27 protein-coding genes are annotated in these 23,067 nt (G+C 34.9%); 16 read left to right on the top strand and 11 right to left on the bottom strand.

The window, feature by feature from the left end:
• Nucleotides 1-430: 430 nt before the first annotated feature.
• Both sigK and BN1372_RS15240 read left to right on the top strand, forming a co-directional pair.
• Nucleotides 431-1,138, top strand: coding sequence for an RNA polymerase sporulation sigma factor SigK (gene sigK, locus BN1372_RS09205; protein WP_062198782.1), 708 nt, complete (start codon nucleotides 431-433; stop codon nucleotides 1,136-1,138).
• Between the two features lie 22 nt (nucleotides 1,139-1,160).
• Complete coding sequence (locus tag BN1372_RS15240; protein ID WP_154662984.1) at nucleotides 1,161-1,331, top strand: hypothetical protein; 171 nt, start codon at nucleotides 1,161-1,163, stop codon at nucleotides 1,329-1,331.
• Nucleotides 1,332-1,493: 162 nt separating this feature from the next.
• Here the strand turns inward: BN1372_RS15240 and pssA are convergent, their stop codons facing one another.
• The gene (gene pssA, locus BN1372_RS09200; protein ID WP_062198781.1) at nucleotides 1,494-2,033 is read right to left on the bottom strand and encodes a CDP-diacylglycerol--serine O-phosphatidyltransferase; all 540 of its coding nucleotides are present in this window, start codon (nucleotides 2,031-2,033) and stop codon (nucleotides 1,494-1,496) included.
• Nucleotides 2,034-2,166: 133 nt separating this feature from the next.
• On the opposite strand from pssA, the gene BN1372_RS09195 reads away from it, so the two are divergent.
• A complete protein-coding gene (locus BN1372_RS09195) occupies nucleotides 2,167-2,952 on the top strand; it encodes a phosphatidylserine decarboxylase (RefSeq protein ID WP_074018170.1) in 786 nt (261 codons plus the stop codon).
• Between the two features lie 10 nt (nucleotides 2,953-2,962).
• Here the strand turns inward: BN1372_RS09195 and BN1372_RS09190 are convergent, their stop codons facing one another.
• From BN1372_RS09190 to sda, 8 genes are all read right to left on the bottom strand, one after another.
• The gene (locus BN1372_RS09190) at nucleotides 2,963-4,471 is read right to left on the bottom strand and encodes a glycine betaine uptake BCCT transporter (protein ID WP_062198779.1); all 1,509 of its coding nucleotides are present in this window, start codon (nucleotides 4,469-4,471) and stop codon (nucleotides 2,963-2,965) included.
• Between the two features lie 314 nt (nucleotides 4,472-4,785).
• Complete coding sequence (gene mnhG, locus BN1372_RS09185; protein ID WP_062198778.1) at nucleotides 4,786-5,142, bottom strand: monovalent cation/H(+) antiporter subunit G; 357 nt, start codon at nucleotides 5,140-5,142, stop codon at nucleotides 4,786-4,788.
• Entirely contained in the window at nucleotides 5,135-5,413 is a 279-nt protein-coding gene (locus BN1372_RS09180) for an MrpF/PhaF family protein (RefSeq protein ID WP_062198777.1), read from the bottom strand. Before BN1372_RS09180 ends, mnhG begins: the two co-directional genes overlap by 8 nt.
• A complete protein-coding gene (locus BN1372_RS09175) occupies nucleotides 5,413-5,889 on the bottom strand; it encodes a Na+/H+ antiporter subunit E (RefSeq protein ID WP_062198776.1) in 477 nt (158 codons plus the stop codon). The genes BN1372_RS09180 and BN1372_RS09175 overlap by 1 nt, the downstream gene beginning before the upstream one ends.
• Nucleotides 5,890-5,893: 4 nt before the next feature.
• Nucleotides 5,894-7,375, bottom strand: a complete 1,482-nt coding sequence (locus BN1372_RS09170) for a Na+/H+ antiporter subunit D (protein WP_082419007.1) — start codon at nucleotides 7,373-7,375, stop codon at nucleotides 5,894-5,896.
• A complete protein-coding gene (locus BN1372_RS09165) occupies nucleotides 7,368-7,709 on the bottom strand; it encodes a Na(+)/H(+) antiporter subunit C (protein ID WP_062198774.1) in 342 nt (113 codons plus the stop codon). The genes BN1372_RS09170 and BN1372_RS09165 overlap by 8 nt, the downstream gene beginning before the upstream one ends.
• Nucleotides 7,710-7,711: 2 nt before the next feature.
• Nucleotides 7,712-10,045 carry a Na+/H+ antiporter subunit A gene (locus BN1372_RS09160; protein ID WP_062198772.1) on the bottom strand — a complete coding sequence of 778 codons (2,334 nt, stop codon included), beginning with the start codon at nucleotides 10,043-10,045 and terminating at the stop codon, nucleotides 7,712-7,714.
• A 257-nt stretch (nucleotides 10,046-10,302) separates the two neighbouring features.
• Nucleotides 10,303-10,446: a sporulation histidine kinase inhibitor Sda gene (gene sda / locus BN1372_RS14685; RefSeq protein WP_147515361.1), complete on the bottom strand. Its 144-nt coding sequence runs from the start codon at nucleotides 10,444-10,446 to the stop codon at nucleotides 10,303-10,305.
• A gap of 385 nt (nucleotides 10,447-10,831) precedes the next feature.
• On the opposite strand from sda, the gene BN1372_RS09155 reads away from it, so the two are divergent.
• Genes BN1372_RS09155 through BN1372_RS09120 form a run of 8 tightly spaced genes read left to right on the top strand, consistent with a single transcriptional unit; the run spans nucleotide 10,832 to nucleotide 15,873 of the window.
• Entirely contained in the window at nucleotides 10,832-11,347 is a 516-nt protein-coding gene (locus BN1372_RS09155; protein ID WP_062201242.1) for a YqeG family HAD IIIA-type phosphatase, read from the top strand.
• A gap of 3 nt (nucleotides 11,348-11,350) precedes the next feature.
• Nucleotides 11,351-12,457 (top strand): ribosome biogenesis GTPase YqeH, encoded by a 1,107-nt coding sequence (gene yqeH, locus BN1372_RS09150; RefSeq protein WP_325062684.1) that lies wholly within the window; start codon nucleotides 11,351-11,353, stop codon nucleotides 12,455-12,457.
• A gap of 12 nt (nucleotides 12,458-12,469) precedes the next feature.
• Nucleotides 12,470-13,321 carry a shikimate dehydrogenase gene (gene aroE / locus BN1372_RS09145; protein WP_062198768.1) on the top strand — a complete coding sequence of 284 codons (852 nt, stop codon included), beginning with the start codon at nucleotides 12,470-12,472 and terminating at the stop codon, nucleotides 13,319-13,321.
• Nucleotides 13,308-13,598, top strand: a complete 291-nt coding sequence (gene yhbY / locus BN1372_RS09140) for a ribosome assembly RNA-binding protein YhbY (protein ID WP_062198766.1) — start codon at nucleotides 13,308-13,310, stop codon at nucleotides 13,596-13,598. Before aroE ends, yhbY begins: the two co-directional genes overlap by 14 nt.
• Nucleotides 13,599-13,617: 19 nt before the next feature.
• On the top strand, nucleotides 13,618-14,190 hold the full coding sequence (locus BN1372_RS09135; RefSeq protein ID WP_062198764.1) for a nicotinate-nucleotide adenylyltransferase: 573 nt from the start codon (nucleotides 13,618-13,620) through the stop codon (nucleotides 14,188-14,190).
• Nucleotides 14,183-14,764: a bis(5'-nucleosyl)-tetraphosphatase (symmetrical) YqeK gene (gene yqeK, locus BN1372_RS09130; RefSeq protein ID WP_062198762.1), complete on the top strand. Its 582-nt coding sequence runs from the start codon at nucleotides 14,183-14,185 to the stop codon at nucleotides 14,762-14,764. The genes BN1372_RS09135 and yqeK overlap by 8 nt, the downstream gene beginning before the upstream one ends.
• The gene (rsfS, locus tag BN1372_RS09125; RefSeq protein ID WP_062198761.1) at nucleotides 14,765-15,124 is read left to right on the top strand and encodes a ribosome silencing factor; all 360 of its coding nucleotides are present in this window, start codon (nucleotides 14,765-14,767) and stop codon (nucleotides 15,122-15,124) included. It abuts the gene before it with no gap.
• Between the two features lie 2 nt (nucleotides 15,125-15,126).
• On the top strand, nucleotides 15,127-15,873 hold the full coding sequence (locus BN1372_RS09120) for a class I SAM-dependent DNA methyltransferase (protein WP_062198759.1): 747 nt from the start codon (nucleotides 15,127-15,129) through the stop codon (nucleotides 15,871-15,873).
• Between the two features lie 53 nt (nucleotides 15,874-15,926).
• Here BN1372_RS09120 and comER read toward each other — a convergent pair whose 3' ends face one another.
• Complete coding sequence (gene comER, locus BN1372_RS09115) at nucleotides 15,927-16,745, bottom strand: late competence protein ComER (protein ID WP_062198757.1); 819 nt, start codon at nucleotides 16,743-16,745, stop codon at nucleotides 15,927-15,929.
• 57 nt (nucleotides 16,746-16,802) lie between these two features.
• Here comER and BN1372_RS09110 point away from each other — a divergent pair, with 57 nt between their 5' ends.
• From BN1372_RS09110 to BN1372_RS09100, 3 genes are all read left to right on the top strand, one after another.
• Nucleotides 16,803-17,438 (top strand): helix-hairpin-helix domain-containing protein, encoded by a 636-nt coding sequence (locus BN1372_RS09110; RefSeq protein WP_062198755.1) that lies wholly within the window; start codon nucleotides 16,803-16,805, stop codon nucleotides 17,436-17,438.
• A 62-nt stretch (nucleotides 17,439-17,500) separates the two neighbouring features.
• Entirely contained in the window at nucleotides 17,501-18,058 is a 558-nt protein-coding gene (locus tag BN1372_RS09105) for a ComE operon protein 2 (RefSeq protein WP_062198753.1), read from the top strand.
• 74 nt (nucleotides 18,059-18,132) lie between these two features.
• Nucleotides 18,133-20,367 (top strand): DNA internalization-related competence protein ComEC/Rec2, encoded by a 2,235-nt coding sequence (locus BN1372_RS09100; protein WP_074018225.1) that lies wholly within the window; start codon nucleotides 18,133-18,135, stop codon nucleotides 20,365-20,367.
• Nucleotides 20,368-20,444: 77 nt separating this feature from the next.
• Here the strand turns inward: BN1372_RS09100 and BN1372_RS14680 are convergent, their stop codons facing one another.
• A complete protein-coding gene (locus BN1372_RS14680; RefSeq protein ID WP_074018168.1) occupies nucleotides 20,445-20,576 on the bottom strand; it encodes a YqzM family protein in 132 nt (43 codons plus the stop codon).
• Nucleotides 20,577-20,962: 386 nt separating this feature from the next.
• On the opposite strand from BN1372_RS14680, the gene holA reads away from it, so the two are divergent.
• On the top strand, nucleotides 20,963-21,994 hold the full coding sequence (gene holA, locus BN1372_RS09095; protein ID WP_062198749.1) for a DNA polymerase III subunit delta: 1,032 nt from the start codon (nucleotides 20,963-20,965) through the stop codon (nucleotides 21,992-21,994).
• Nucleotides 21,995-22,150: 156 nt separating this feature from the next.
• Entirely contained in the window at nucleotides 22,151-22,951 is an 801-nt protein-coding gene (locus BN1372_RS09090; protein WP_062198747.1) for a CsxC family protein, read from the top strand.
• The last annotated feature ends 116 nt before the right edge of the window (nucleotides 22,952-23,067 follow it).

The raw sequence follows: 23,067 nt of genomic DNA, 5'->3' as shown, positions 1-23,067 counted from the left end.
AGGATTTTTATCGTTCCCTCTTTTTTAATAATAAAAAATATCACATAGCTTTCAGTATAAAAACTCATTCGCCACAAATGAGTGATAAGATAAGTAATCGTTTATTGATAAAATGCCATCTCTTCGTTTATATAAAAAGGATAAATAATCGAAATATATATAAACATCACACATATGAACATTTGAACGAAATATAAAAAGACTCTGTCGTATAAGAAAAACTAACTCCCTCGGTTTTTCTTTGATACAAAGAGTCCATTCAATCTCATAGAAGAAATGAATAAAAAAATAGAACGGAACTTGGTCACTTTCTCTCAGACGCTTGGAGAGAAGGTGATTTTTTATTTTTTTAAAAAAGAATGATGCTGACAGGCACAGTTTTACCCAAATTCACATAAGGTGTAGTAAAGAGCCTAAAGGGGTGAGCATCGTGTCTGGAATTGTGGCGTTTATGACGTACATCTTAAAAGAAGTAATGGTGTTTGTTTCATATGTAAAACATAATGCTTTTCCTCAGCCATTACCTAGTCATGAAGAAAAAAAATACATTGATGAAATGTTAAAAGGAAATGTAGCTGCCCGTAATAAGTTGATTGAACATAATTTACGATTAGTTGCTCATATTGTAAAAAAATTTGATAATACAAAAGAAGATAAAGAAGATTTAATTTCTATTGGGACGATTGGTTTAATAAAAGCAATTGAAAGCTATACACCAGGAAAAGGAACCAAATTAGCGACATATGCTTCCCGTTGTATTGAAAATGAGATATTAATGTGTTTACGTGCAACGAAAAAAACGAAAAAAGATATTTCTATTCATGACCGGATTGGTCAAGATAAAGAAGGAAATGAAATTACATTAATGGAAGTGTTAAAAAATGATGAAGTGGATATTGTAGAAAAACTGCAACAACATTTTGATCAAGAGAAGGTATATCGGTTTTTAAACATTTTAGATAAACGAGAGCAGTTAGTTATTATCGAAAGATTTGGGTTACACGATAAAAAAGAAAAAACACAACGTGAAATTGCGAAACAGTTAGGTATTTCTAGGAGTTATGTCTCTCGAATTGAAAAACGGGCGTTAACGAAATTATTTCATGCGTTTTATAAAGAAAAACAACAATCGAAATAAGAAAAATAAAGGAGTTGTAAAAATGGAAAGTGATCGTTCCTATTTCTTTGATCCTTTTTATAACTATCCACCAGAATATCCTTATTATTATCCATACGGTGTGTCTAGTCCTAATTATACGGGTGTTTTCATTATCGTTATTGTCATTTTATTACTTATCATTGGGTTTGGATTTTATGCGTATTATAAATAAGGTGGTCAGTTGTTCGAACGCATGACTTTAAAAAAGATAGTCCCCTTAAAATAGCAAAATTTTAAGGGGATTATGATCCATCATGCATAAGAAGTAAGATGGATAGACGCATCTCATCGTCCGGGAGGGAAAGTACCTAATCCACATTGATGGAGGCTTTTGTTATACTTTTTTTAATTTAAATGGGCTAATCATTAAAATTGCTAAAATGACCATTATATAAAGATAAGCTACACTAGATAATGAATTTGCAAATAAATAACTAAACGTTAAGAGGATTCCTGCTAACGTAATTGGGATACCGAAAAAGTAGCTTGTATTTTCTTGAACGTTGAATTTAGCAAGGCGGATCGCTGCACATAGAATATATAAGATGACTGCAACAGCGCCGCTTGTACTTGAACCATTCAACATACTTTGATAAATAAGTAAACTCGGGGCAATTCCAAATGATACGAGGTCACACAAAGAGTCCAGTTGTTTACCAAAGTCAGAAACAATATCAAAGCGCCGTGCGACCATCCCATCAAAACGATCGGATAAAGCGGCTAAAAAAATTAACGTCAAACTAATATTATAATGCCCATGAGTAGTAAAGATAATAGCTAAAATACCAAAACTTAAATTTAGTAACGTTAAAACATTGGCTGCTTGAGCTTTTGCTTTTTTTATGGTGTTATCAAGTCTTTCTAATAAAAACATTTTTTTCACTCCTTCCTAGACGAGTTGAGTGAAGCATCGAAGTTGACATATAGTACCTTTATTTTATGTATTATATGCGGTAAAGTAAAGAAAAGAATCAATTTAATAAAAAATTTATGAATAGGAGTTCATTATGATTAAACAAAAATTATTTCGTTCCTTCGTTGAATTAGCGAATTCACCTATTCAATCTGCCGTTTTAAAAAATTTCACATGCTCACCAATTAGTCGTTTTATGATTCCTTCTTTTGTTCAGTATTATCAAATTAATGTGGAAGAAATGGAAAAACCGTTAGCCCAGTATAAAACGTTACATGAATTATTTACTCGTCACTTAAAAAAAGAAGCACGTCCCATTGATTTCAGTCCTACTTCTATTGTTAGTCCAGTAGACGGTACATTAGCTTATTGTGGGCGTATTTCCTCCAAACATCGATTCCATGTAAAAAATCAATGGTATACGCTGCCAGAAATGCTTGGAGGGTTCGAGGAAGCAAAGAAATATAAAAATGGTACATATATGATTTTTTATTTAAGTCCTACCAATTATCACCGTATTCATTCTCCAATTGATGGAGCGGTTCTAAACCACCGAATATTAGGTGGTAAATCATGTCCAGTAAATGATTGGGGAGTGACATACGGAGAACGACCATTTTCCACAAATTATCGACATATTACAGAATTAGATTATCATCAGAAAAAAATAGCGATTGTAAAAGTGGGAGCACTTAATGTAAATAGTATTGAATTAACGAATTTGGACTCTACCTATAAAAAAGGGGATGAAGTTGGTTACTTTTCATTTGGTTCCACGGTTATTTTGCTTTTTGAAGAACACTTGATAGAACCTTATCCTTATTTCCTTCCTCATACTATTCAAATGGGAGAAAAAATCGGCGAATTATTGATGCCTTAGTACAATTTGGTTACTGAGGTATTTTTTCTTTTTTTAATGATTTTGCAAGTGATGCAATAATCAATAACAGGACAATCGTAAATGGAAAAGCTGCAATAATGGATGTGCGTTGAAGCGCATCCAGACCCCCAATAAATAATAATAGAGCAGCAATGCCAGATTGAATAACACCCCATAATAATTTTACTCGATTTGGTGGATTTAATATGCCATTACTTGATTGCATTCCCAATACAACTGTTGCAGAGTCTGCGGATGTAATGAAAAAAGAAATAATTAATAAAATAGCAACAAACGATAAAAAAGAAGAGAAAGGTAGTTGTTCGAGTAATGCAAAAAATGCTATTTCGCTTCCTTCTGTTTTCACAACATCTATAAGATTGGCATTTTGTAAATGATCGAAGTAAATTCCAGATCCACCGAAAACAGAAAACCATAAGGCACTAAACAATGTCGGTACAGCTAATACCCCAATGACAAACTCTCGGATTGTTCTTCCGCGAGAAATTCTAGCGATAAACATTCCTACAAATGGTGCCCAAGAAATCCACCATGCCCAATAAAAAATTGTCCAATCTTGAAACCAAGTAATATTTTGATTTAACGGACTTAATCGAAAACTCATAGAAGGTAAATATTGAATATATTGACCGAGCGATGTCGTGAAAAATTCCATAATAAAATTAGTTGGACCTAAAAATAATACAAAAATCATCATACTAATCGCTAAAAAAATATTAAGGTTGCTTAAGTATTTAATGCCACGTTTTAAACCTGTATAAGCAGAAAGCATAAACAGAATCGTCACAATTAAAATAATGATTAGTTGAGTTGACAATTGATTTGGAATGTTTGCATCGGTTAAAAAAGACAAACCTCCGCTAATTTGCATTGCACCAAAACCTAATGATGTTGCAACACCAAAAACGGTTGCAAAAATGGCAGTAATATTAATGAGGGTACCGAGTGGACCGTCTATTTTAGAACCAAATAGAGGGCGTAACGTATGACTAATTAAATTTTTTTCATTTTTTCGGAAACCAAAATAAGCAAGTGCCAATGCTAATAAAGAATAAATTGCCCAAGGATGAATACCCCAGTGGAAAAAAGAATACCGTATTGCTAATCGTGCAGATTCATCGGTTTGTCCTTCTATTAGTGGTGGATTGTAGTAGTGATTGAGTGGTTCTGCGGCACCCCAAAAGACAAGTCCGATTCCCATACCAGCACTAAATAACATTGAAAACCATGACGTAGTGCTAAATTCAGGTCGATCTTCATCTTTCCCAAGGCGGATATTTCCGTACTTGGAAAATGCTAAAAATAGTATAAAGATTACAAAAGTACTGGCTGATAACAAATAAAACCATCCGAATTTTGTTAATATAATGTTTTGGATAATCGTAGTGACTGCGTTTAAGCTAAGATTTGGCATTACCTTTTCTGGTATCAATCCCCAAATAATAAATAGTAAGATAAGTAGGATTGAAAACGCAAAAGCAGGAGTTAGCCTCTTCATCAAATCTCTCCTTCCATATTTTTTAAAAAAAATATCTTAGTTTAAAAAAAGAATGATAAAAGCGATTTTTTAAGAGAAAAAAAGATATTTTTCAGAAACAAACCTTTTTTAGTATAACAGAAAAATAAAAAGACGTAAAATAAGCCTAGTATCACTATATGGAAATAGATACTAGGCGATAAAAAATATTTATTGAAATCCAGATCTGGTAGGCTACCGACTGCCGAAATAAGTCACCCAATTTCAGAGGAAAAGAAAAGCCTCTTCCACCGTACTCCTTATTACTCTGTCGGGTATCGAGCCCCCTTCACTTTTTATTGTTTTTGTTGGATTTTTTTTAGAATGGCATCGTGTAATTCGTCTTTTTCTATATGGTTTGCCCAAACCGAAACGCCACGTATGTACGCTGCGCGAGAAATCATATGTCCGCCAACAGGAGCTGTTAATAGTAGAAAGAGAATGCCGAGTAGCAATTTTCCTGCAATCACCCCTTCATCTAGAAAAAAGTAGAGGAAGGCGCCAATTAAAATCCCAGCCACACCTAATGTAGAACTTTTTGTTGCTGCGTGCAATCTAGAGTAAACATCAGGGAAACGAAGCATGCCGATAGAACCGCTAATGACAAAAAATGTACCGACAATGATGAAGAAACTAATGATGATTTCATTCATGATCTTCCCTCTTTTCTAAAAACTTTGCTATGGCTACCGTACTGATAAAGGATAAAATACCGATTATTAAAATGACATCATTTAATTCAATAGATCGTAATTGAATCGCCAGTAGTCCTGTTGCAGCAATTATGTTTACACCTAACGTATCAAGTGCTACAGCGCGGTCAGGGTTTGTCGGTCCGACAATCGCTCGATAAAGTAACATGATCATTGAAATACTAATGACAATTAAACATCCATAGAGAATGAAAGAAAGTCCAGTTGACATCACCTGGTCACCTCCATGATTGCCTTTTCAAATGTGTTTTTAATTTGATAAATAGATTCTTCTACATTTGATACATCGATTGAGTGAATATATAACGATTGATTGTCGTTGCTAATTGCAACCGTTAAAGTACCAGGTGTAAGTGTAATTAAATTTGCTAATAACGTAATTTCCCAATTGGATTTTAATTGAGTGGGGTATTGAAAAATACCTGGCTCAATATTTAAAGATGGACTATATACTCGTTTAATCACATCTACGTTAGCAAGGATTAACTCTTTTATAAATAAAAAGAGTAACTTAATGATTGCTTTCACACGATGAAGGTATAAACGATCCGGAATAAAACGATCGAGTAAGATTAAAATGAATACACCGAAAATATAACCAACAACAAATTTAGAAAATGTGTATTCTTCCGCTAAAAACATCCACATAATCGCAATCAATATGTTTAGTATAATTTGAAAAGCCATCAGATCACCTTCCTAATACATCTTGGATATAAAGTGCAGGATTTAGTATGTCTTGAGCGGTTTCTTGCACAAATGGATAAACTAATTCCGCCCCTATTCCAAGGAAAGTTGTGAGTGCGATTAATAACAAAATGGATGGTAAAAGCTTTTTTTCGATTCCTTTTTTGGTAAGATGTTCTGTTTGTTCGGTTCCCCAAAAGGCATACATAAATACACGGATAATGGAAAGTAAGATTAGTAAACTAATCAATAATGCATAAATACTGATCAAGTAATATCCTTCTTCAAAGCCACCTCGAATGATGGCGTATTTGCCAATAAATCCACTAAAAGGAGGGATGCCTGCAAGCGTTAAAGCAGCGATAAAAAAGATCCAACCAACTAAAGGATAGTGTGTCATTAATCCGCCCATTTTTTTTATGTTTGTCGTACCAGTAATTGTAATGAGAACACCAGCAAGTAAGAATAACGCAGTTTTTAAGAGCATATCTTGCATTAAGTAATAAATAGACCCTGACACAGATGTTTCGGAAAAAATGCCAATTCCCATTAACATATATCCTATTGCTGGAATGATATTGTAAATGATGATCAAACGAATGTCCGTTGTCGATAATGCTCCAATGACACCAATCAACATCGTAATCGCACTTAATATAATAAACATTTCATGTGTAAAAGAAAGTTCCCCAACAAAGATAAGGGAAAAGACGCGTAAAATAGAATATACCCCTACTTTTGTTAATAATGCTCCAAATAACGCAGAAATGACAATCGGTGGTTTTGCATAAGAAGATGGCATCCAATAATAAAATGGAAACAAAGCACTTTTTGTCGCAAATACTAAAAAGAGTAGAATGCCAATTGTAGTTAAAAGTCCGCGTTGTTCTACTGAACTTATCCGTTCGGCTAATTGCGCCATATTAACGGTTCCTGTAACAGAATACAAAAAGGCTACTGCGATGACAAATAACATGGAAGAAAATAAATTCATCATTAAATATTTAAATGATTCTCGAAGTTGTCCTTTTTTTCCGCCGACAATCATTAGCGCATAAGAAGCCATTAAAAGAACTTCATAAAACACAAATAAGTTAAATAGATCTCCAGTTAAAAAAGCACCGCTTACACTAGCAATTAAAAGTAAGGTAAATGTGTAAAAATAATATTTTTCTTTTTCTTCTCCGAGAGAAAAAATACTATATAAAAAAATAGCAAGAGCAATAATATTAGTCGTTAGAACGAGTAATATCGATAATTTATCCGCTACAAGGATAATGCCATAAGGAGCTTTCCAATCACCAGTTTCAAGCACTAATGTACCTGTATGGAAAACAAGATATGTCATATATCCGATTATAATTAAATTCACAATCGTCATTAAAATAGATATCGTTCGAACGGCTAAAAGACCTTTTCGAATAAGTGCAACGACGAGCGCAGTAATCATCGGTAAAATAATTGGGAGGATGACAAGATTACTCATCATCATCACCTCCTTTTAACTGATCCATTTGATCTGTTCCGTTCGTTTGATAAATCCGATAGCTAAGCACAAGTAAAAAGGATGTAACACCAAAACTAATAACGATAGATGTTAAAATGAGCGCTTGAGGCAACGGATCTACATATTTTTCAATACCTTCAATAATAATAGGAGGAGCACCGCGATTTAATTTACCCATTATTAAAATAAATAAATGAGCTCCATGTGAAATTAAGGATGTACCAATAATAATGCGTAAAATTTCTTTTTGTAAAATTAAATAGACGCCAACAGTAAATAATATGCCAGCTAGTATCGACATCCATATTTCCATCTTTATTTGCTCCCTCCTTTATCTCGAAGTTTAATCAATGTATAAATACCTAATGCTGCAATTCCTAAAACTGTAATCTCAAACATCGTATCCAATCCACGCATATCAACTAGAATAACGTTCACCACATTGTGTCCTCCTCCGAGTGGAACGGATGTTTTTAAGAAATAATCGGAGATAGGTGCAAACAATTTGTGACTGTGAGCGCTAAGAGCGATAACGGTCATAAATCCACCAATTGCAATAGAAATGATCCAATTGACGAATTGTTTTGATTTTGGAACCTTTCCTTTTTTTAAGGAAGGCAGGTGTTTAAATGCTAATAAGAATAACACAACCGTAATGGTTTCAATAACTAATTGAGTTAAAGCCAAGTCTGGTGCTTTAAAAAAGACAAATAAAAGTGCTAAACCGTATCCAACCACTCCTAAAACTAAAATGGCAGCTATCCGGTTGTAAATGAACGCCACAGCAATCGCCGCGATAGCCATCATGAGCCCCGTTAATAATTCTGCTACGCCAATCGGAGCGATGTCATTTGTGTTAATTGTTAATGGACCTGATAAAAGGAAAGAGGTAGTTAATAGAACGAGCATGCCTGTAAAAATATATAGCATGTATGATCGCAACGAACCTGACATTTGTTTCTCCATCGTAAAGGTAGAGAAACGATATAGTCGTTCGAAAAATTGATCATACCATTTATTAAAGCTAATCGAACCAGGGACGATGTTATAAATGCCTTTCCATTTTTCACGTGTTACATAAAGAAGCGTTCCAATCATAATAACAGCAAGTGACATCATAAACGCAGTAGTAAAACCGTGCCAAAAATGAATGGTCTCTGTTACTGGTTCTCCTAAAATACTAGAAGCAGCAGGTGTTAGCAATCCTTGGTTTATTGTATTTGGGAATAAACCAATAAAAATAACGAGCGCAACTAAAATAATCGGTGACACCAGCATGCCTAGTTTAGGTTCACGAATGTTGGATGTATCTATTTTGGTTTTTCCAAAAAAAGTACCGAAAAATAATTTCATCGAATATACAAATGTAAAAATACTTCCGAAAACAGCTAAGTATGGCATGAACGGAACTATTGTACTAGCAATTCCACTCTGTCCTTCTAAGTGTAGTGACGAAGCAAAAAACATTTCTTTACTTAAAAAACCATTAAAAATTGGTAATGGTACACCAGCCATCGAAAAGGTGCCAAAAAAAGCAAGTGTCGCAGTAATTGGCATCAATGTATAAAGTCCACCAAGTTTGCGAATGTCTCGCGTTTTCGCTTCATGATCGACAATGCCGACCAGCATAAATAAACTACCTTTAAACGTCGCATGGTTAATAATATGAAAAACGGCAGCAAAAATAGCAGCTTTTGTTCCAAAACCTAACATTGTCATAACCATACCTAGTTGGCTAATCGTTGAAAAAGCTAAAATCCCTTTTAAATCATGCTGTTTTGGTGCAAGATAAGAACCTACGCATAATGTAATAATTCCAATTCCAGTAACTAACACAAAAAATAAATCATGACCATGGAAAATCATTGTAAAACGAGCAATGATATAAAGACCTGCTTTTACCATTGTCGCGGAGTGAAGGTAGGCACTAACAGGTGTCGGTGCTTCCATTGCATCAGGTAACCAAATGTGGAATGGAAATTGAGCGGATTTTGTAAAAGCCCCTAGTAAAACAAGGATAATGATAGTCGTAATATGCTCGCTTTGTAAAATTAATTCAGGTTGAGCGAGCAATGTTCGAATGCTTGTTGTATTTGTTTCGATACTCATTAAAATAAACCCACCGAGCATCATCAACCCACCAAATACCGTTATCATCATCGATTTTAATGCCCCGTATCTAGAGCGTTCCTTATGATACCAATAACCAATTAGTAAAAAAGAAGATAAACTTGTTAATTCCCAAAATCCATACAAAACAAATAAGTTGTCTGATAAAACAACTCCTAGCATAGCACCCATAAATAATAGTAAAAATACATAAAAGTTATTTAATCGTTCGTTTTTATGTAAGTAAAAGATAGAATATAAAACGATCAATGAACCAATTCCAGTAATTAATAATACAAATAGGAAACTTAACCCATCTAAGTAAAGATCGAAGTTGATGTGTAAAGATGGAATCCATTTCATTGTTTCTTTTACTGCCTCGCCAGCTTTTATCTGCGGGATAAAACGTAAGAAAAAGATAAACAAACTAACAGGAATAAATAAAACGAACCAACCTGTATGGACTTTCTTGATTGCCTTAAATAAAAATGGCACGAATAATGCAAATAAAAATGGAGTCATTACTCCTAGTTGAAGCATAAAGGGTCATCCCTCCTTGCGAAATAGTACGAATAAAAAATGTACAATGTATGTACATATAAAAAGCCATCTTAATCGGTTACGTAAAATGGATAAATAAAAAAAGGTTGCTCAACTTTTGAATGGTGCTATCTGTTTTGAACTTTGTTGCAAAAATAAAGTTTCACTTTATTGTACTCACAATTTTATCTGTTTTTCAACTCATAAACGGGAATAGGAATAAAAAAAGAAGCCATCCAAACGGATAGCTTCATTATCTATAGGCATGAAAAAAAAGTTGTAAATTCTATATTTCTTCGTTCAATTTCACGTACAATCATTTCAATAAATTCATCAGAAAGATGCAAGTGAATCGCTCGTATGTACGACTCGATTAAAAGATCATCCGACAACTGGTACATGTTGCAAACCCTCCTTTTATTTACCAAGCATCTTATATCACCACTTTACCATGTATTAAAAAGAAGAACAACCGTTCGCTTTATCCACAGTTTTGGTGGGAAAACTGTGAATAGAATGTTTATAATGGTACTGAAATATTGATATAGTAGTGTGGATGATGTGTGAAAAGTTATCCACAGGATAGAAGGTAGAAAAATTTGTCGAACGATTTTTTTATGAAAAAGGAATATTTTTTAAACACAAAAGAAACTTCCTGCAAGTTGAATAGCGCATCATATTAGATTATGTCTTTTATTCGTACGTTTTCAAGAAATATCTTTGAAACATGAAGAAAATCCATGTATGATGTAGGAAGGAATTAAATAAATGTTGGGGTGTTCACCATTGTTAATAAAATTTTTACCAAATGATTATGCGAAAAGTGTTTTTGAAATTAATTTAGCCCATTTAAAAAAAGAAGGAATTCGAGGAATTATTACCGATTTAGATAACACGTTAGTGCCTTGGGACGAACCAAATGCAAATGATACAGTGATTCGTTGGATAGAAGAAATAAAACAACATGGTATGCAAGTGATTATTGCATCAAATAATAGAGAAGAACGAGTAAAACAATTTTGCTCACCTTTAGAAATTCCGTATATTCATCGTGCAAAAAAGCCACTTCAAGGTGTATATAAAAAAGCATTAAAACGAATGGAATTAAGGAAAGAGGAAGTGGTCGTTATTGGAGATCAATTGATGACTGATATCCTTGGTGCGAATGCGTTCGGTTTACGAACTATTTTAGTCGTACCAGTAGCTGTAACAGATGGATTAGCAACAAAGTTTAACCGAATGATGGAAAAGCGTGTGCTGCAAATAATGAAACGAAAAGGCATGATATATTGGGAGGAATGATTGTTGGAAGAACAAGTATATTGTATTGGTTGTGGAGTACCAATTCAAACAGAAGATAAATCCGGGTTAGGTTATGCACCTAAGTCAGCGCTGCAACGTGATCTAGTCATTTGTCAGCGTTGTTTTCGTTTAAAACATTATAACGAAGTGCAAGACGTACAGTTAACGGATAAAGATTTTTTAAACATGTTTACGACAATTTTTGAAGATCGAAAAGCATTAATTGTAAAGATTGTGGATATTTTTGATTTTAACGGGAGCTGGTTGCCTCAATTTAAAGAATATGCCCATCAGCACCGCGTGATTTTAATTGGCAATAAAGTAGATTTATTACCGAAATCAGTTAATATAAACCGTCTTCGTTTATGGTTAAAAGAACGTGCAAAAGAAATGGGAATTGACGTATTAGATGTATTCTTAATGAGTGCACAAAGTGGCTTTGGTGTGAAAGAAGTAGCAGCAGCTATTGATCAGTATCGCCGTGGCCAAAATGTATATGTCGTAGGGTGTACGAATGTTGGAAAATCAACCTTTATTAATCGATTAATTCAAGAATTTGACGGAGATATGGAGCAATTAATTACGACTAGTTATTTCCCAGGAACTACGCTTAATTTTATCGATTTACCATTAGATGACGGGAAAACACTATTTGATACACCAGGAGTGGTTAATCATCACCAAATGGCACATTATGTTGATGAGGCGGATTTAAAAGTTATTACGCCAAGAAAAGAAATAAAAGCGCAGATTTATCAATTAAATGCTGGACAAACTCTCTTTTTTGGGGGATTAGCGAGAATGGATTTTATAGAAGGAAAACGTACTTCGTTTGTTTGTTACCTTTCAAATGAAATAAACATTCATCGGACAAAGTTACAAAATGCTGATTCTGTATACGAAAAACATGTCGGAACATTGTTATTTCCGCCTAACGAAAAAACATTGCAGACATTACCACCATTGAAGCGAGTAGAATTCACCATCGATGGGGAAAAAGACCTTGTTTTTTCAGGATTAGGTTGGGTAACCGTTCACGCCGATCAAATTCACGTTGCAGCTTACGTTCCAAAAGGAGTAGAAGTATTTGTTAGACCAACGTTAATCTAGGAGGTGCCGAATATGAATAAATTATTTGGATTAATCGGTAATCCAGTGGGACATTCTTTATCCCCGCTCATGCACAACGATGCTTTTAAGATGTTGCAATTGCCTTATTATTATCATGCATTTGCTGTTGAACAAGAAAGGCTAAAAGATGCTGTTGCTGGAATGAAAGCCCTTGGTATTTCAGGATTTAATGTCACGATTCCTTATAAAGTAGACGTGATGAACTATTTAGACAAAATTGATGAAGAAGCAAAAATTATCGGTGCAGTTAATACGGTTGTTTTAGAAGATGGTCATTACGTTGGGTATAATACAGATGGACAAGGTTTTTATGAATCGTTATTGGAGTTAGTAGGACCGACGATTACAGAGAAAAAAGTATTGATGATTGGAGCAGGAGGAGCAGCAAGGGCGATTTATACAACCCTTGTACGACGTGGTATCAATGTTGTCGATATTGCGAATCGTTCCAATGAACGTGCAAATGAATTAGTCCTACATTGCCAAAATAACAATGAAACAACCATTTACTCATTAAAAGAAGCGGTGCAACATACAGGTGAGTACGATATTATCATTAATACGACATCTGTGGGTATGAGTCCTGCTACCGCCGAAATGCCATTATCATTAGAAAATGCAAAAGAACAAACAGTAGTAGCAGATATTATTTATAACCCATTAAAAACAAAATGGTTACAAGAAGCAGAACAAAAAGGGGCTATCCCATTAAATGGTGTTCCGATGTTTATTAACCAAGGAGCATTAGCATTTGAAAAATGGACGTATATTAAACCAGACCGAGAACGAATGAAAAATGTTGTGTTGGAACAACTTGGAGGAAATGATTATGTTAACAGGTAAACAAAAACGATATTTGCGCTCAATGGCGCATCATTTAACACCGATTTTTCAAATTGGAAAAGGTGGCATCAATGATAATTTAATCAAGCAATTAGACGATGTATTAGAAGCGAGAGAATTGATTAAAATTAGTATTTTGCAAAATTGTGAAGAAGATAAAAAAATCGTAGCAGGAGAAGTGGCGCAAAAAACAAATGCAGAACTGGTGCAACTGATTGGGATGACGATTGTCCTTTATCGAGAATCTGTCGATAAAAAACAAATAGAATTACCATAATCAGCGAAGGAGGGGCATTGTGAGGAAAATTGGTATTTTAGGTGGCACGTTTGACCCTCCTCACTTGGGGCATCTAATTATTGCAGAAGAAGTTAGAGAGCAATGCAAACTAGATGAAATTTGGTTTATGCCTAATCAATCTCCACCACATAAACAAATAAATCCCTTTATTCAAAATGAACATCGGATTGAAATGGTCAAACGGTCGATTAAAGGTCATCCTCAGTTTCACATATCACTCATTGAATTTGAGAGAAGCGATGTATCATACACGTATGATACAATGATACAAATAAAAAAACGTTACCCAGATGATGATTTTTATTTTATCATTGGCGGAGATATGGTGGAATATTTACCGAAATGGCATAAAATTGACGAGTTATTACAGATGATTACATTCATTGGAGCGAAACGTCCAGGGTATGACATGAGTTGTCCTTATCCTAATCACGTAATAGAAGTAGAAGTTCCGCAAATAGATATTTCGTCTAGTATGGTTCGGGAACGTATTCACCAGCAAAAAAGTATCCGCTATTTGGTAATGGATGAAGTACGTGTGTATATAGAGGAGAATGACTTATATGGATAAAAAAGAAGCGCTTGAAATTGTGAAAAAACAATTAACAGACCATCGTTACGAACATACATTAGGTGTGGTAATGACCGCTAAAAAATTAGCATCTTTGTACGATGTAGATGTCGAAAAAGTACAACTAGCCGCCATCTTTCATGATTATGCAAAATTTCGACCGAAAGAAGAAATGAAACAAATTATTATCGAGGAAAAAATGGAGCCAGATTTACTTTTGTATGGAACAGAATTATGGCATGCTCCTGTAGGCGCATTTTTAGTTAAAAAAGAAGTAGGCATTCAAGATGAAGAAGTGTTAGATGCCATTCGTTATCATACAACAGGGCGACCAAATATGACAAAGCTTGAAAAGGTTGTTTTTTTGGCTGATTTTATTGAGCCAAATCGATCTTTTAAAGGGGTCGAGAAAGCGCGAGAAATCGCAAAAGAAAGTTTAGATGAAGCGGTTCTTTTTGCGCTTCAACATACGACAGCATTTTTAATGAAACATCATCGCTCCGTATATCCAGGAACAATTTTTACTTATAATAGCCTTATCAAGGAACTTAAATCTAAGGGGGAACAAAAATAGATGACACCTGATGCATTGTTAAAACTGGTCATGAAAGCTGCAGATGACAAAAAAGCTTTAGAATTAATGGCAATTGATATGAATGGTTTTTCCTTTATGGCTGATTATTTTGTTATTTGCCACGGGAATTCTGAAAAACAAGTACAAGCAATTGTAAAAGAAATAAAAGAAGTCGCACACGAAAACGGATTAGAAGTACAACGAGTAGAAGGATACGAAAAAGCGCGTTGGGTATTAGTTGACTTAGGGAATGTGATTGCTCATGTTTTCCATCGGGATGAACGTTCATACTATAATTTAGAAAAGTTATGGGGCGATGCAAAAACGTATCGTATTCATGACGTGCTTGACGAAGAATAACGATGGCTTATCATCATTTTGCGTATGTATATGACGAATTAATGCTAGATGCTCCGTATCATGAATGGGTACAGTACGTGAAAAAAAGCATTAAAATGCACAAACCAAATGCGACACAATTAATCGATATCGGCTGTGGGACGGGTGAAATTACTATCCGTTTAGCAAAAGAAGGATTCCATTTAACTGGCGTGGACTTGAGTGAAGATATGCTTGCTGTTGCTGCTGAAAAAGCAATGACGCAAGGACTGAGGATTCCGTGGTTTCAACAAGATATGAGTCAATTAGAAGGATTTTCTTCCTTTGATGTTGCTTTTATTTTTTGTGATTCGTTAAATTATTTAGCGACAAAGGAACAGGTGCGTCAAACATTTGAACGAATCCATTCCTTGCTAGTAGACGATGGATTATTTCTTTTTGATGTTCATTCGCTGTACAAGATGGAAGAAGTGTTTGGAAATCATTTATTCGGTTCAAACGATGAAGAATGTTCTTTTTTATGGCAATGTCAAAAAGGAGAAGTACCGTATTCTGTAGAACATGATTTAACTTTTTTCGTGTATGATGAAGAAATAAAAGCATACGATCGTTTTGATGAATGGCATCAACAACGAACGTTACCAATTGAAGACTATCAAAATATGCTACGTGAAGTAGGATTTGAGGTTTGTGAAGTGTTGGGTGATTTTGAACATCCAGTCCAACGTGAACATGAACGAATTATTTTTATGGCAAAAAAAGCGAACTAACAAAAGTTCGCTTTTTTTTGAAGGATTTTCTCGAAGTATGTGGAACTGTTGTTTTAGGAAGAAAATTGTTCGATGATTTTTTGACGATCATCAGCAAATTTTTCTTGTGTTTTCAAAACAAGTTCATCAAATAATGGAGGTGCATGTTTTTCGATAACGTGTATTCCTACCCCAGTTACTCCCCCTTTAACGATGACTGTGTTTTCTAATGTTTGAAAATCATCGTATTCCTTTTCCATTAGTTTCCCAAAACCAATCATCATTTCCCGCATAAAATGTTCTGCTAAAAATGGGTCAAGAGAAGTATGTTTACTTGCAGCCTCCATCCAGGTGCGTAACAAGGAACTGACAAACGCGGGGCCACAACTAGTAATATCAGAACTAATGCGAATAACCTCATCTGAAACGATGACAGGTGTAGAAAAGGATTGAAGGAGTGTGAAAATAGCTTGTTTCCAATTTGTGTCGCACGCAGGATGAAACGTTACTAATGTCACGCCACTTTTTGTTTGATTTGTAATACTAGGAACGACACGAGCTACATTCGTATGGAGAAGCGATGATAAGTCGTTTACAGTAATGGGACTAGTGATTGAAAGAATCATTTTGTTTGACAGTTGTGTTTGAAATTGTTTTAACATTGGATGAATATCCAATGGTCGCAAACAAATGATAATAAGATCAACTTCAGGAAGCAGAGTGTCGAGTGTTTGATGCACATGAATGGTTGGATAATCCTGTTTTAGGATAGTGGAATGCTGGTTGGAACGTTGTGTAATGTGTACATCCTCTGGCAGGACAGCTTTTGAAGTAAGCAATGTCCGACATAACATATTTCCCATTTTACCAACGCCAATAATACCAATCTTCATTTAAATCCTCCTTCTAGTTGCACTCTTTATTATGTATATGAAAGGAGCGTGTGGTATATGTTTTCTTTTTTTTCAAAACGACAATGGCTTATGTTTGGAGGCTGTAGTATGATGCTAGCTGGTGCACTTTTCTATTTTTATTGGCCTTCGAATCAAGAAAAAGAACCGGAGCAACTCCCAATGGAGGTTGGGGAGCATGCCATGAAAACAGAAGACGAAAAAGCGCCTGTGCCAAACGAAACAACGAAAGACGAAAAAGCACCTGTTGATGTTGTGATTGATGTGAAGGGAGAAGTAATGTCTCCTGGCGTGTATACGATGAAAAGTAATGAACGAGTATTAGATGCTATTAAAATAGCTGGTGGAATGACGAGTGAAGCAAGTACGACAACCATTAATTTAGCAGAATTATTGCATGATTCTATGGTAATCTATGTTCCTAGTATTCATGAAGAACAAGTAAATGAAACGATTGGTCCTAACACTGAAAAGGATAAAGAAAAGGTTTTGTTAAACCAAGCAACAGCACAGGAGTTGGAAACTGTCCCGGGAATTGGGCCATCAAAAGCAGCTGCGATTATTCAATATCGAGAAGAAAACGGGAAGTTTGCAACAGTAGATGATTTAACAAATGTTCCTGGAATAGGCGATAAAACGTTAGAAAATATTCGCGATTATTTTATTGTCAAATAAACAATGATTGACGGAAAAGCCTTCCGACACTACACTTAAAAAGAGAAAAGGAGGAAGGCAAGATGGAACCAGAACGTATTTCATGGGATGAATATTTTATGGCGCAAGCTCACTTACTTGCACTGAGAAGTACTTGTACACGTCTTTCGGTAGGAGCGACGATTGTTCGAGATAAACGAATTATTGCAGGTGGTTATAACGGTTCAGTGAGCGGAGATGTTCATTGTATAGATGAAGGATGTTATGTCGTAGATAATCATTGTGTCCGCACTATTCATGCGGAAGTAAATGCATTGCTTCAATGTGCAAAGTTTGGTATTCCAACGCATGGCGCAGAAATTTATGTAACACATTTTCCGTGTTTACATTGTTCAAAAGCAATTGTCCAAGCAGGAATTAAGGCTGTTTATTATGCAAGCGATTATAAAAATGATCCATACGCTTTAGAATTGTATCAAAATGCGGGAGTGAAATTAAAAAGAGTAGAATTTAATTCGCTTTATATTGAAAGAGAACCAGAAAAAAAACGAGCGACTATTCATGCATTAAAAGATAAATTAATTGAAAAAGGTGTAGCAGATGAGGAGATACAACGACTATTAACTGATCTTTTTTCTTAAAAGGAGTGTCTACGATTTTTTTTCCATGGTTTTTTATTGCTGTTAGTTTTACGATAGGCTTATTTGCAGCTTCTATGGATCATGCGTTTGTTTATGTAATAGCATTTCTTTATTTTCTTTTTTTATTGTATACCCGGAAACGACTTTTACTCGTTTCCGGTTGTATCTTTCTTCTTGGTTATTTTTACTACGAGTATGTGGACAAAGCTAATCAAACCCTTCTTTCCTCTTCAATAAATGAAATAAAAGGGTCAGTAGTGTCGATTCCAAAAATAGATGGGGACTCGAGCTCTTTTTTCTTTCGATTAGAGAATGGGGAAAAGGTAATGGTTTCGTATAAACTTCAGTCGCCTCAAGAAAAACAACAGGTGGAAAAGCTCATGATTCATTCCGCTTGCCAATTAAAAGGAGAAATGATTAATCCAGAAGGAAAGACGAATCCATATGCATTTGATTATCAAAAATATTTACGTGAAAAAAAAGTACATTGGATTTTTCGCAGTACTGCTATTTATTGTACCCCTCTAGTAGATCCCTCAATCAGTCAAAAAATACGGTTGTATCGCCAAGCGAACATTCAAAAATTAGAACATACCGTACATGGTGAAACAAAATCGGTTTTACAAGCGCTCGTTTTCGGTTACCAGGATGGTTTTGTCCCAGCGCTTCACGATGCTTATCGTCAATTAGGAATTATTCATTTACTAGTTATTTCAGGAAGTCATGTTTCGATTTTTACTGCAATACTTTTCTTTTTTATGATTCGAATCGGAATGACAAGGGAACGGTCATTAGAACTTTTACTCATTCTGCTACCTGTATATGCTGTCATCACAGGGGAGAGTCCATCGGTTGTTAGGGCTTGTTTGATGGCCTTTTTTCTTTGTTTTTCCTTGCGATTTCGATTTTTTATGAAGCCAATTGATGCGATTAGTTTAGCCGCATTCGTGATGTTGCTTTTTCAACCATATTTGTTGTTTCACGCAGGTTTTCAACTGACCTTTATGATTAGCTTATGCCTTGTCTTATCTTCGACGTACATCTTATCATTATCTTCTTACGCAAAACAAATGTTTATTACTTCTCTTATTTCAGAATTAGCTAGTTTACCGATTTTATTGTTTCACTTTTATGAAGTATCGATGATTAGTCTTCTTGTTAATCTCCTTTACATTCCGATTATGACCATTCTTATTTTTCCGCTTGCTTATATCGTTTATTTTTTCCCATCTTTATTTGGTGTTCCGTTTATATTGGAAAGTTTGTTGCGTATTTGTCATCGTTTCTTTCTTTGGTTAACAATGGATAGTACCTTTATGTTAACGGTGGGAAAACCGTCCTTAGTTTGGGTAGGATTAATGTATAGTGCTATTTTTTCCTTTTTTGTTGTGATGGAAAAAGGAGAATCCTTTCGAACGTGGTTACGACCACTTTTTCTTTGTTTGATGATTTTTTTGTTTCCAATCTTCCATCCATATTTTTCTTCTAAAGGAGAGATTACGATGATTGATGTCGGGCAAGGCGAAAGTATGTTAATTGAGTTACCAAAACGAAAAGGTGTGTATCTAATTGATACAGGTGGGGTGATGAACTATGAAAAAGAAACGTGGAAGCAGAAGAAAGATCCATTTGATACAGGAGAAGATATAGTCGTTCCATTATTAAAAGCAAAAGGAATTACGAAAATTGATCGTTTAATTTTAACACATGGAGATATGGACCACATTGGTGGAGCGATGGGGATTTTACGTGAAATAAATGTAAAAGAAGTTTGGTATCCATCTATGCCAATTACCTCTGATTTAGAAAAAGATGTGATGCAACAATTAAAAAAACAGGGAATTCCTGTTCGTTTTGTAAAAGCAGGAGACGAACAAAAGGATCCTTTTTGTGATTGGCACGTCGTAAATCCAGCAGCAGGAAGTGAAGCATCTGATAATAATCAATCGATTGTTTTATATGCGGAAATAGGAGGATTATCTTGGCTATTTACAGGAGACCTTGAAAAAGAAGGAGAACAAAAAATAATGGAACAGTATCCAGATTTACGAATAGATGTGTTAAAAGCAGGACATCATGGTAGTAAAACGTCTACCAGTAGTGAGTGGATAGCACACCTTCAACCGAAATGGATCTATATTTCTGTCGGGCGCAATAATCGATTTAATCACCCTCATCCCGAAGTAATCGAAACGCTTGAAGCGGTAAATAAACCAATTTTTCGAACGGACAAACAAGGAGCGATTATTTATACGTTTCATGGAAAAGAAAAAGGAACTTTTTCAGTTACGAAACAAAAAAGAGACTAACGAAATCGTTGAAGTCTCTTTTTTTGTTTTTGCAGATAAGTGTAAAAAAAATTAAAATGCCATCTTTTCTGCTGTTATTACGCTAGGGATTGGAAAATTGTACCAATAATAAAAATAGTTGCAAAAAAGCCAAAGGAAACTAAAAAGCCAACGCCCGAATCAATCGCATCGTTCCGTTTACATTGTACGTTTTGTTCGAATTCATTCATCTTTATCCCTCCTATATCATTTTTAGTATAAGGGAATTTGTTTAAAAAATCTATACTTGAGAGTGTCAATTTCCATAGCTGTTAAGAGTTAACACATATAATGAATCTTTGCATAGGATATGATAACAAATAAGCAACGAGGTGAACACCATCAATGTCTCGGTATCCTAGGTCCGAAATATTGATGTTCACATAAATGGGAGGCATCTGCCTCCTTTTTCTCTTGCACTACAACTGATAACTCGGTAAAATGTTGACAGACAATACGAACGGCCAGAAATCAATCTTTGCAATTTTTACCCATTCTCTCACTTCTAAAAATCATCAATGATTTTCCAACACATCATTTTCGTATATAGTATGCAGGATAAGAAAAGGGGATAAACATGTCATCCATAGATTTTTTTGAACAATTAAAACGTTCTAATAACCCTGCTTCCATTTACTTTTTATACGGAGCAGAATCTTTTTTAATCGAACGTGCAAAAGAACAAATTATCAAAAAAGTATTGAAAGAAGAAGAACTTGAATTTAATGTATCCCAATTTGATTTAGAAGATACACCAGTTCAAGTAGCGGTAACAGATTGCGAAACGTTACCCTTTTTTGGAGATTACCGGGTAGTGATTATGAAAAACCCGATATTTTTAACAGCAAATAAAGATAAAACGAAAGTAGAACACGACCCAAAAACGCTAGAAGCGTACATAGCATCACCAAATCCACAAACCATTTTAATCGTAGTAGCGCCGTACGAAAAATTAGATGAGCGGAAAAAACTTGTGAAAACATTTAAAAAAAGTGCCACGGTGCTTGAAGCAGCAACGATGGATGAACGGACGTTAATTCAGTGGATTGTCCAAATGGCGCATAAACAACACCGTCAAATGAAGGAGGCAGTAGCAGAGCAATTAATCGCGTTAACTGGTAAAAATTTATCGCTTATTCATAAAGAAATGGAAAAATTACTATTAGCGAGTCATGATGAAGAAGAAATTACGGAAGCGCATATTGAAACGTTTGTTCCACGAACGATGGAAGATAATATTTTTGCATTAATAAATGAAATAGCCAATCGAAATATTGGAAAGGCATTTTTTATTTTAAAAGATTTATATATCCAAAAAGAAGAGCCGATTAAAATTTTAATGTTAATTGCTAGACAAGTTCGCATTATTTATCATGTGACGGGGTTAACTACGAAAGGCTATAGTCAAAAGCAAATGGCTCAAATGTTAAAAATCCCTCCTTTTGCCGTGAAATTAGCAATGGGACAAGGAAAAAAATTCTCCGTAAAAGAATTAGAAACGATATTAGGCTTTTGTGCGCAATATGATTACGAAATCAAAAGCGGGAAAATAGATAAATTTTTGGCAATCGAGTTGTTGTTAGCGCAAACCGCCAAAACGAGCAAGTAAAAAAGCAAAAAAGCCATCGCTTTTTTGCTTTTTTAGATTGTATCGTATTCCCTTTTTCAAAATTGATGTATTTGTATCAATGAATTTGTCCATCCGTTTTGATCAAAATGCAATATAGTGTAGTGAAAGCAAAATTTTAGAAAAGGGGAATGCTTCATGGAAAGAAAAGTCATGCCAAAAGGTTGTGCATCGGTAAATCAACCGACGCAACAACAACAACAAAATTGTAGTGTCGTTGCAAATACGCAAGGAGAATGTCCAAATATCCCTTACTTCCCAAATACGATTAAAACAGATGTTGTTTTAGCAGAGCCAACTATTCAAGTATGTGTGGAAGCGGATATTCAATTAGAACAGCCGGCGATTGAAATTAAACGAGTAAAAAAAGATATCGTCATTACGCAATGTAAATTAGTACCATCCACTTGGGGTGTATATAAATTATTTATTGGAGGATATATTCGAAAAAATATCGAGTATGCAACTCGAACAACATCAACATCATCTGGCGTTTGTGGAGATATTCGTCATATGACAGCACACGTTCCGTATTCTTGCTGTACACCAATTGAAATTCCAGGGGGTGGCCCATGGCCAGATCAAGGATATAGATATGGCAATCAAAGTCCATTCTTAGCAGATAGTGGGGATCGTCCGCGTTTTGATAAAACACAATTTGACGAATATGTGTATTATGTAGAACAACCACGCTGTGAATTAGTATATGCAGAATTCCATGAAATCGACTTTGCACCACCTAACACAACGACACCGGTTTCTGGGATTGATGATGAAGTAACGTTCCAACGTTTAAGAGAAAAAATTGTTGTAGATGTAATGGTAAAAGTGTTACAAAAACAACAAGTGGAAATTCCAACAGCTGTTTTTTCAGCGAGAGCAAAAGAAGAACAAAATCAAGTGAATAATGGGAATCAAAAATTGTTAGGTCATCAATAAGAAACGAACAAAGACTGTGCAACAAAGGGAAGAGTTTCTTCCCTGTTTGTACAGTCTTTTATTTTAACAAAATAGTACATTCGTCCACACCAATAAAAAACGGGCTAATAAACTGT

It is taken from the genome of Massilibacterium senegalense (assembly GCF_001375675.1).
GTDB classification, from domain to species: domain Bacteria; phylum Bacillota; class Bacilli; order Bacillales; family Massilibacteriaceae; genus Massilibacterium; species Massilibacterium senegalense.
This window is presented reverse-complemented; position numbering and strand designations above follow the sequence as displayed.

Bases quoted from the DNA above. Each gene is read 5' to 3' on its own strand.
- BN1372_RS15240 (WP_154662984.1), top strand. From the start codon at position 1,161: ATGGAAAGTGATCGTTCCTATTTCTTTGATCCTTTTTATAACTATCCA.
- pssA (WP_062198781.1), bottom strand. From the start codon at position 2,033: ATGTTTTTATTAGAAAGACTTGATAACACCATAAAAAAAGCAAAAGCT.
- BN1372_RS09195 (WP_074018170.1), top strand. From the start codon at position 2,167: ATGATTAAACAAAAATTATTTCGTTCCTTCGTTGAATTAGCGAATTCA.
- BN1372_RS09190 (WP_062198779.1), bottom strand. From the start codon at position 4,471: ATGAAGAGGCTAACTCCTGCTTTTGCGTTTTCAATCCTACTTATCTTA.
- mnhG (WP_062198778.1), bottom strand. From the start codon at position 5,142: ATGAATGAAATCATCATTAGTTTCTTCATCATTGTCGGTACATTTTTT.
- BN1372_RS09180 (WP_062198777.1), bottom strand. From the start codon at position 5,413: ATGTCAACTGGACTTTCTTTCATTCTCTATGGATGTTTAATTGTCATT.
- BN1372_RS09175 (WP_062198776.1), bottom strand. From the start codon at position 5,889: ATGGCTTTTCAAATTATACTAAACATATTGATTGCGATTATGTGGATG.
- BN1372_RS09170 (WP_082419007.1), bottom strand. From the start codon at position 7,375: ATGAGTAATCTTGTCATCCTCCCAATTATTTTACCGATGATTACTGCG.
- BN1372_RS09165 (WP_062198774.1), bottom strand. From the start codon at position 7,709: ATGGAAATATGGATGTCGATACTAGCTGGCATATTATTTACTGTTGGC.
- BN1372_RS09160 (WP_062198772.1), bottom strand. From the start codon at position 10,045: ATGCTTCAACTAGGAGTAATGACTCCATTTTTATTTGCATTATTCGTG.
- sda (WP_147515361.1), bottom strand. From the start codon at position 10,446: ATGTACCAGTTGTCGGATGATCTTTTAATCGAGTCGTACATACGAGCG.
- aroE (WP_062198768.1), top strand. From the start codon at position 12,470: ATGAATAAATTATTTGGATTAATCGGTAATCCAGTGGGACATTCTTTA.
- yhbY (WP_062198766.1), top strand. From the start codon at position 13,308: ATGTTAACAGGTAAACAAAAACGATATTTGCGCTCAATGGCGCATCAT.
- yqeK (WP_062198762.1), top strand. From the start codon at position 14,183: ATGGATAAAAAAGAAGCGCTTGAAATTGTGAAAAAACAATTAACAGAC.
- rsfS (WP_062198761.1), top strand. From the start codon at position 14,765: ATGACACCTGATGCATTGTTAAAACTGGTCATGAAAGCTGCAGATGAC.
- BN1372_RS09120 (WP_062198759.1), top strand. From the start codon at position 15,127: ATGGCTTATCATCATTTTGCGTATGTATATGACGAATTAATGCTAGAT.
- comER (WP_062198757.1), bottom strand. From the start codon at position 16,745: ATGAAGATTGGTATTATTGGCGTTGGTAAAATGGGAAATATGTTATGT.
- BN1372_RS09110 (WP_062198755.1), top strand. From the start codon at position 16,803: ATGTTTTCTTTTTTTTCAAAACGACAATGGCTTATGTTTGGAGGCTGT.
- BN1372_RS09105 (WP_062198753.1), top strand. From the start codon at position 17,501: ATGGAACCAGAACGTATTTCATGGGATGAATATTTTATGGCGCAAGCT.
- BN1372_RS09100 (WP_074018225.1), top strand. From the start codon at position 18,133: ATGGATCATGCGTTTGTTTATGTAATAGCATTTCTTTATTTTCTTTTT.
- BN1372_RS14680 (WP_074018168.1), bottom strand. From the start codon at position 20,576: ATGAATGAATTCGAACAAAACGTACAATGTAAACGGAACGATGCGATT.
- holA (WP_062198749.1), top strand. From the start codon at position 20,963: ATGTCATCCATAGATTTTTTTGAACAATTAAAACGTTCTAATAACCCT.
- BN1372_RS09090 (WP_062198747.1), top strand. From the start codon at position 22,151: ATGGAAAGAAAAGTCATGCCAAAAGGTTGTGCATCGGTAAATCAACCG.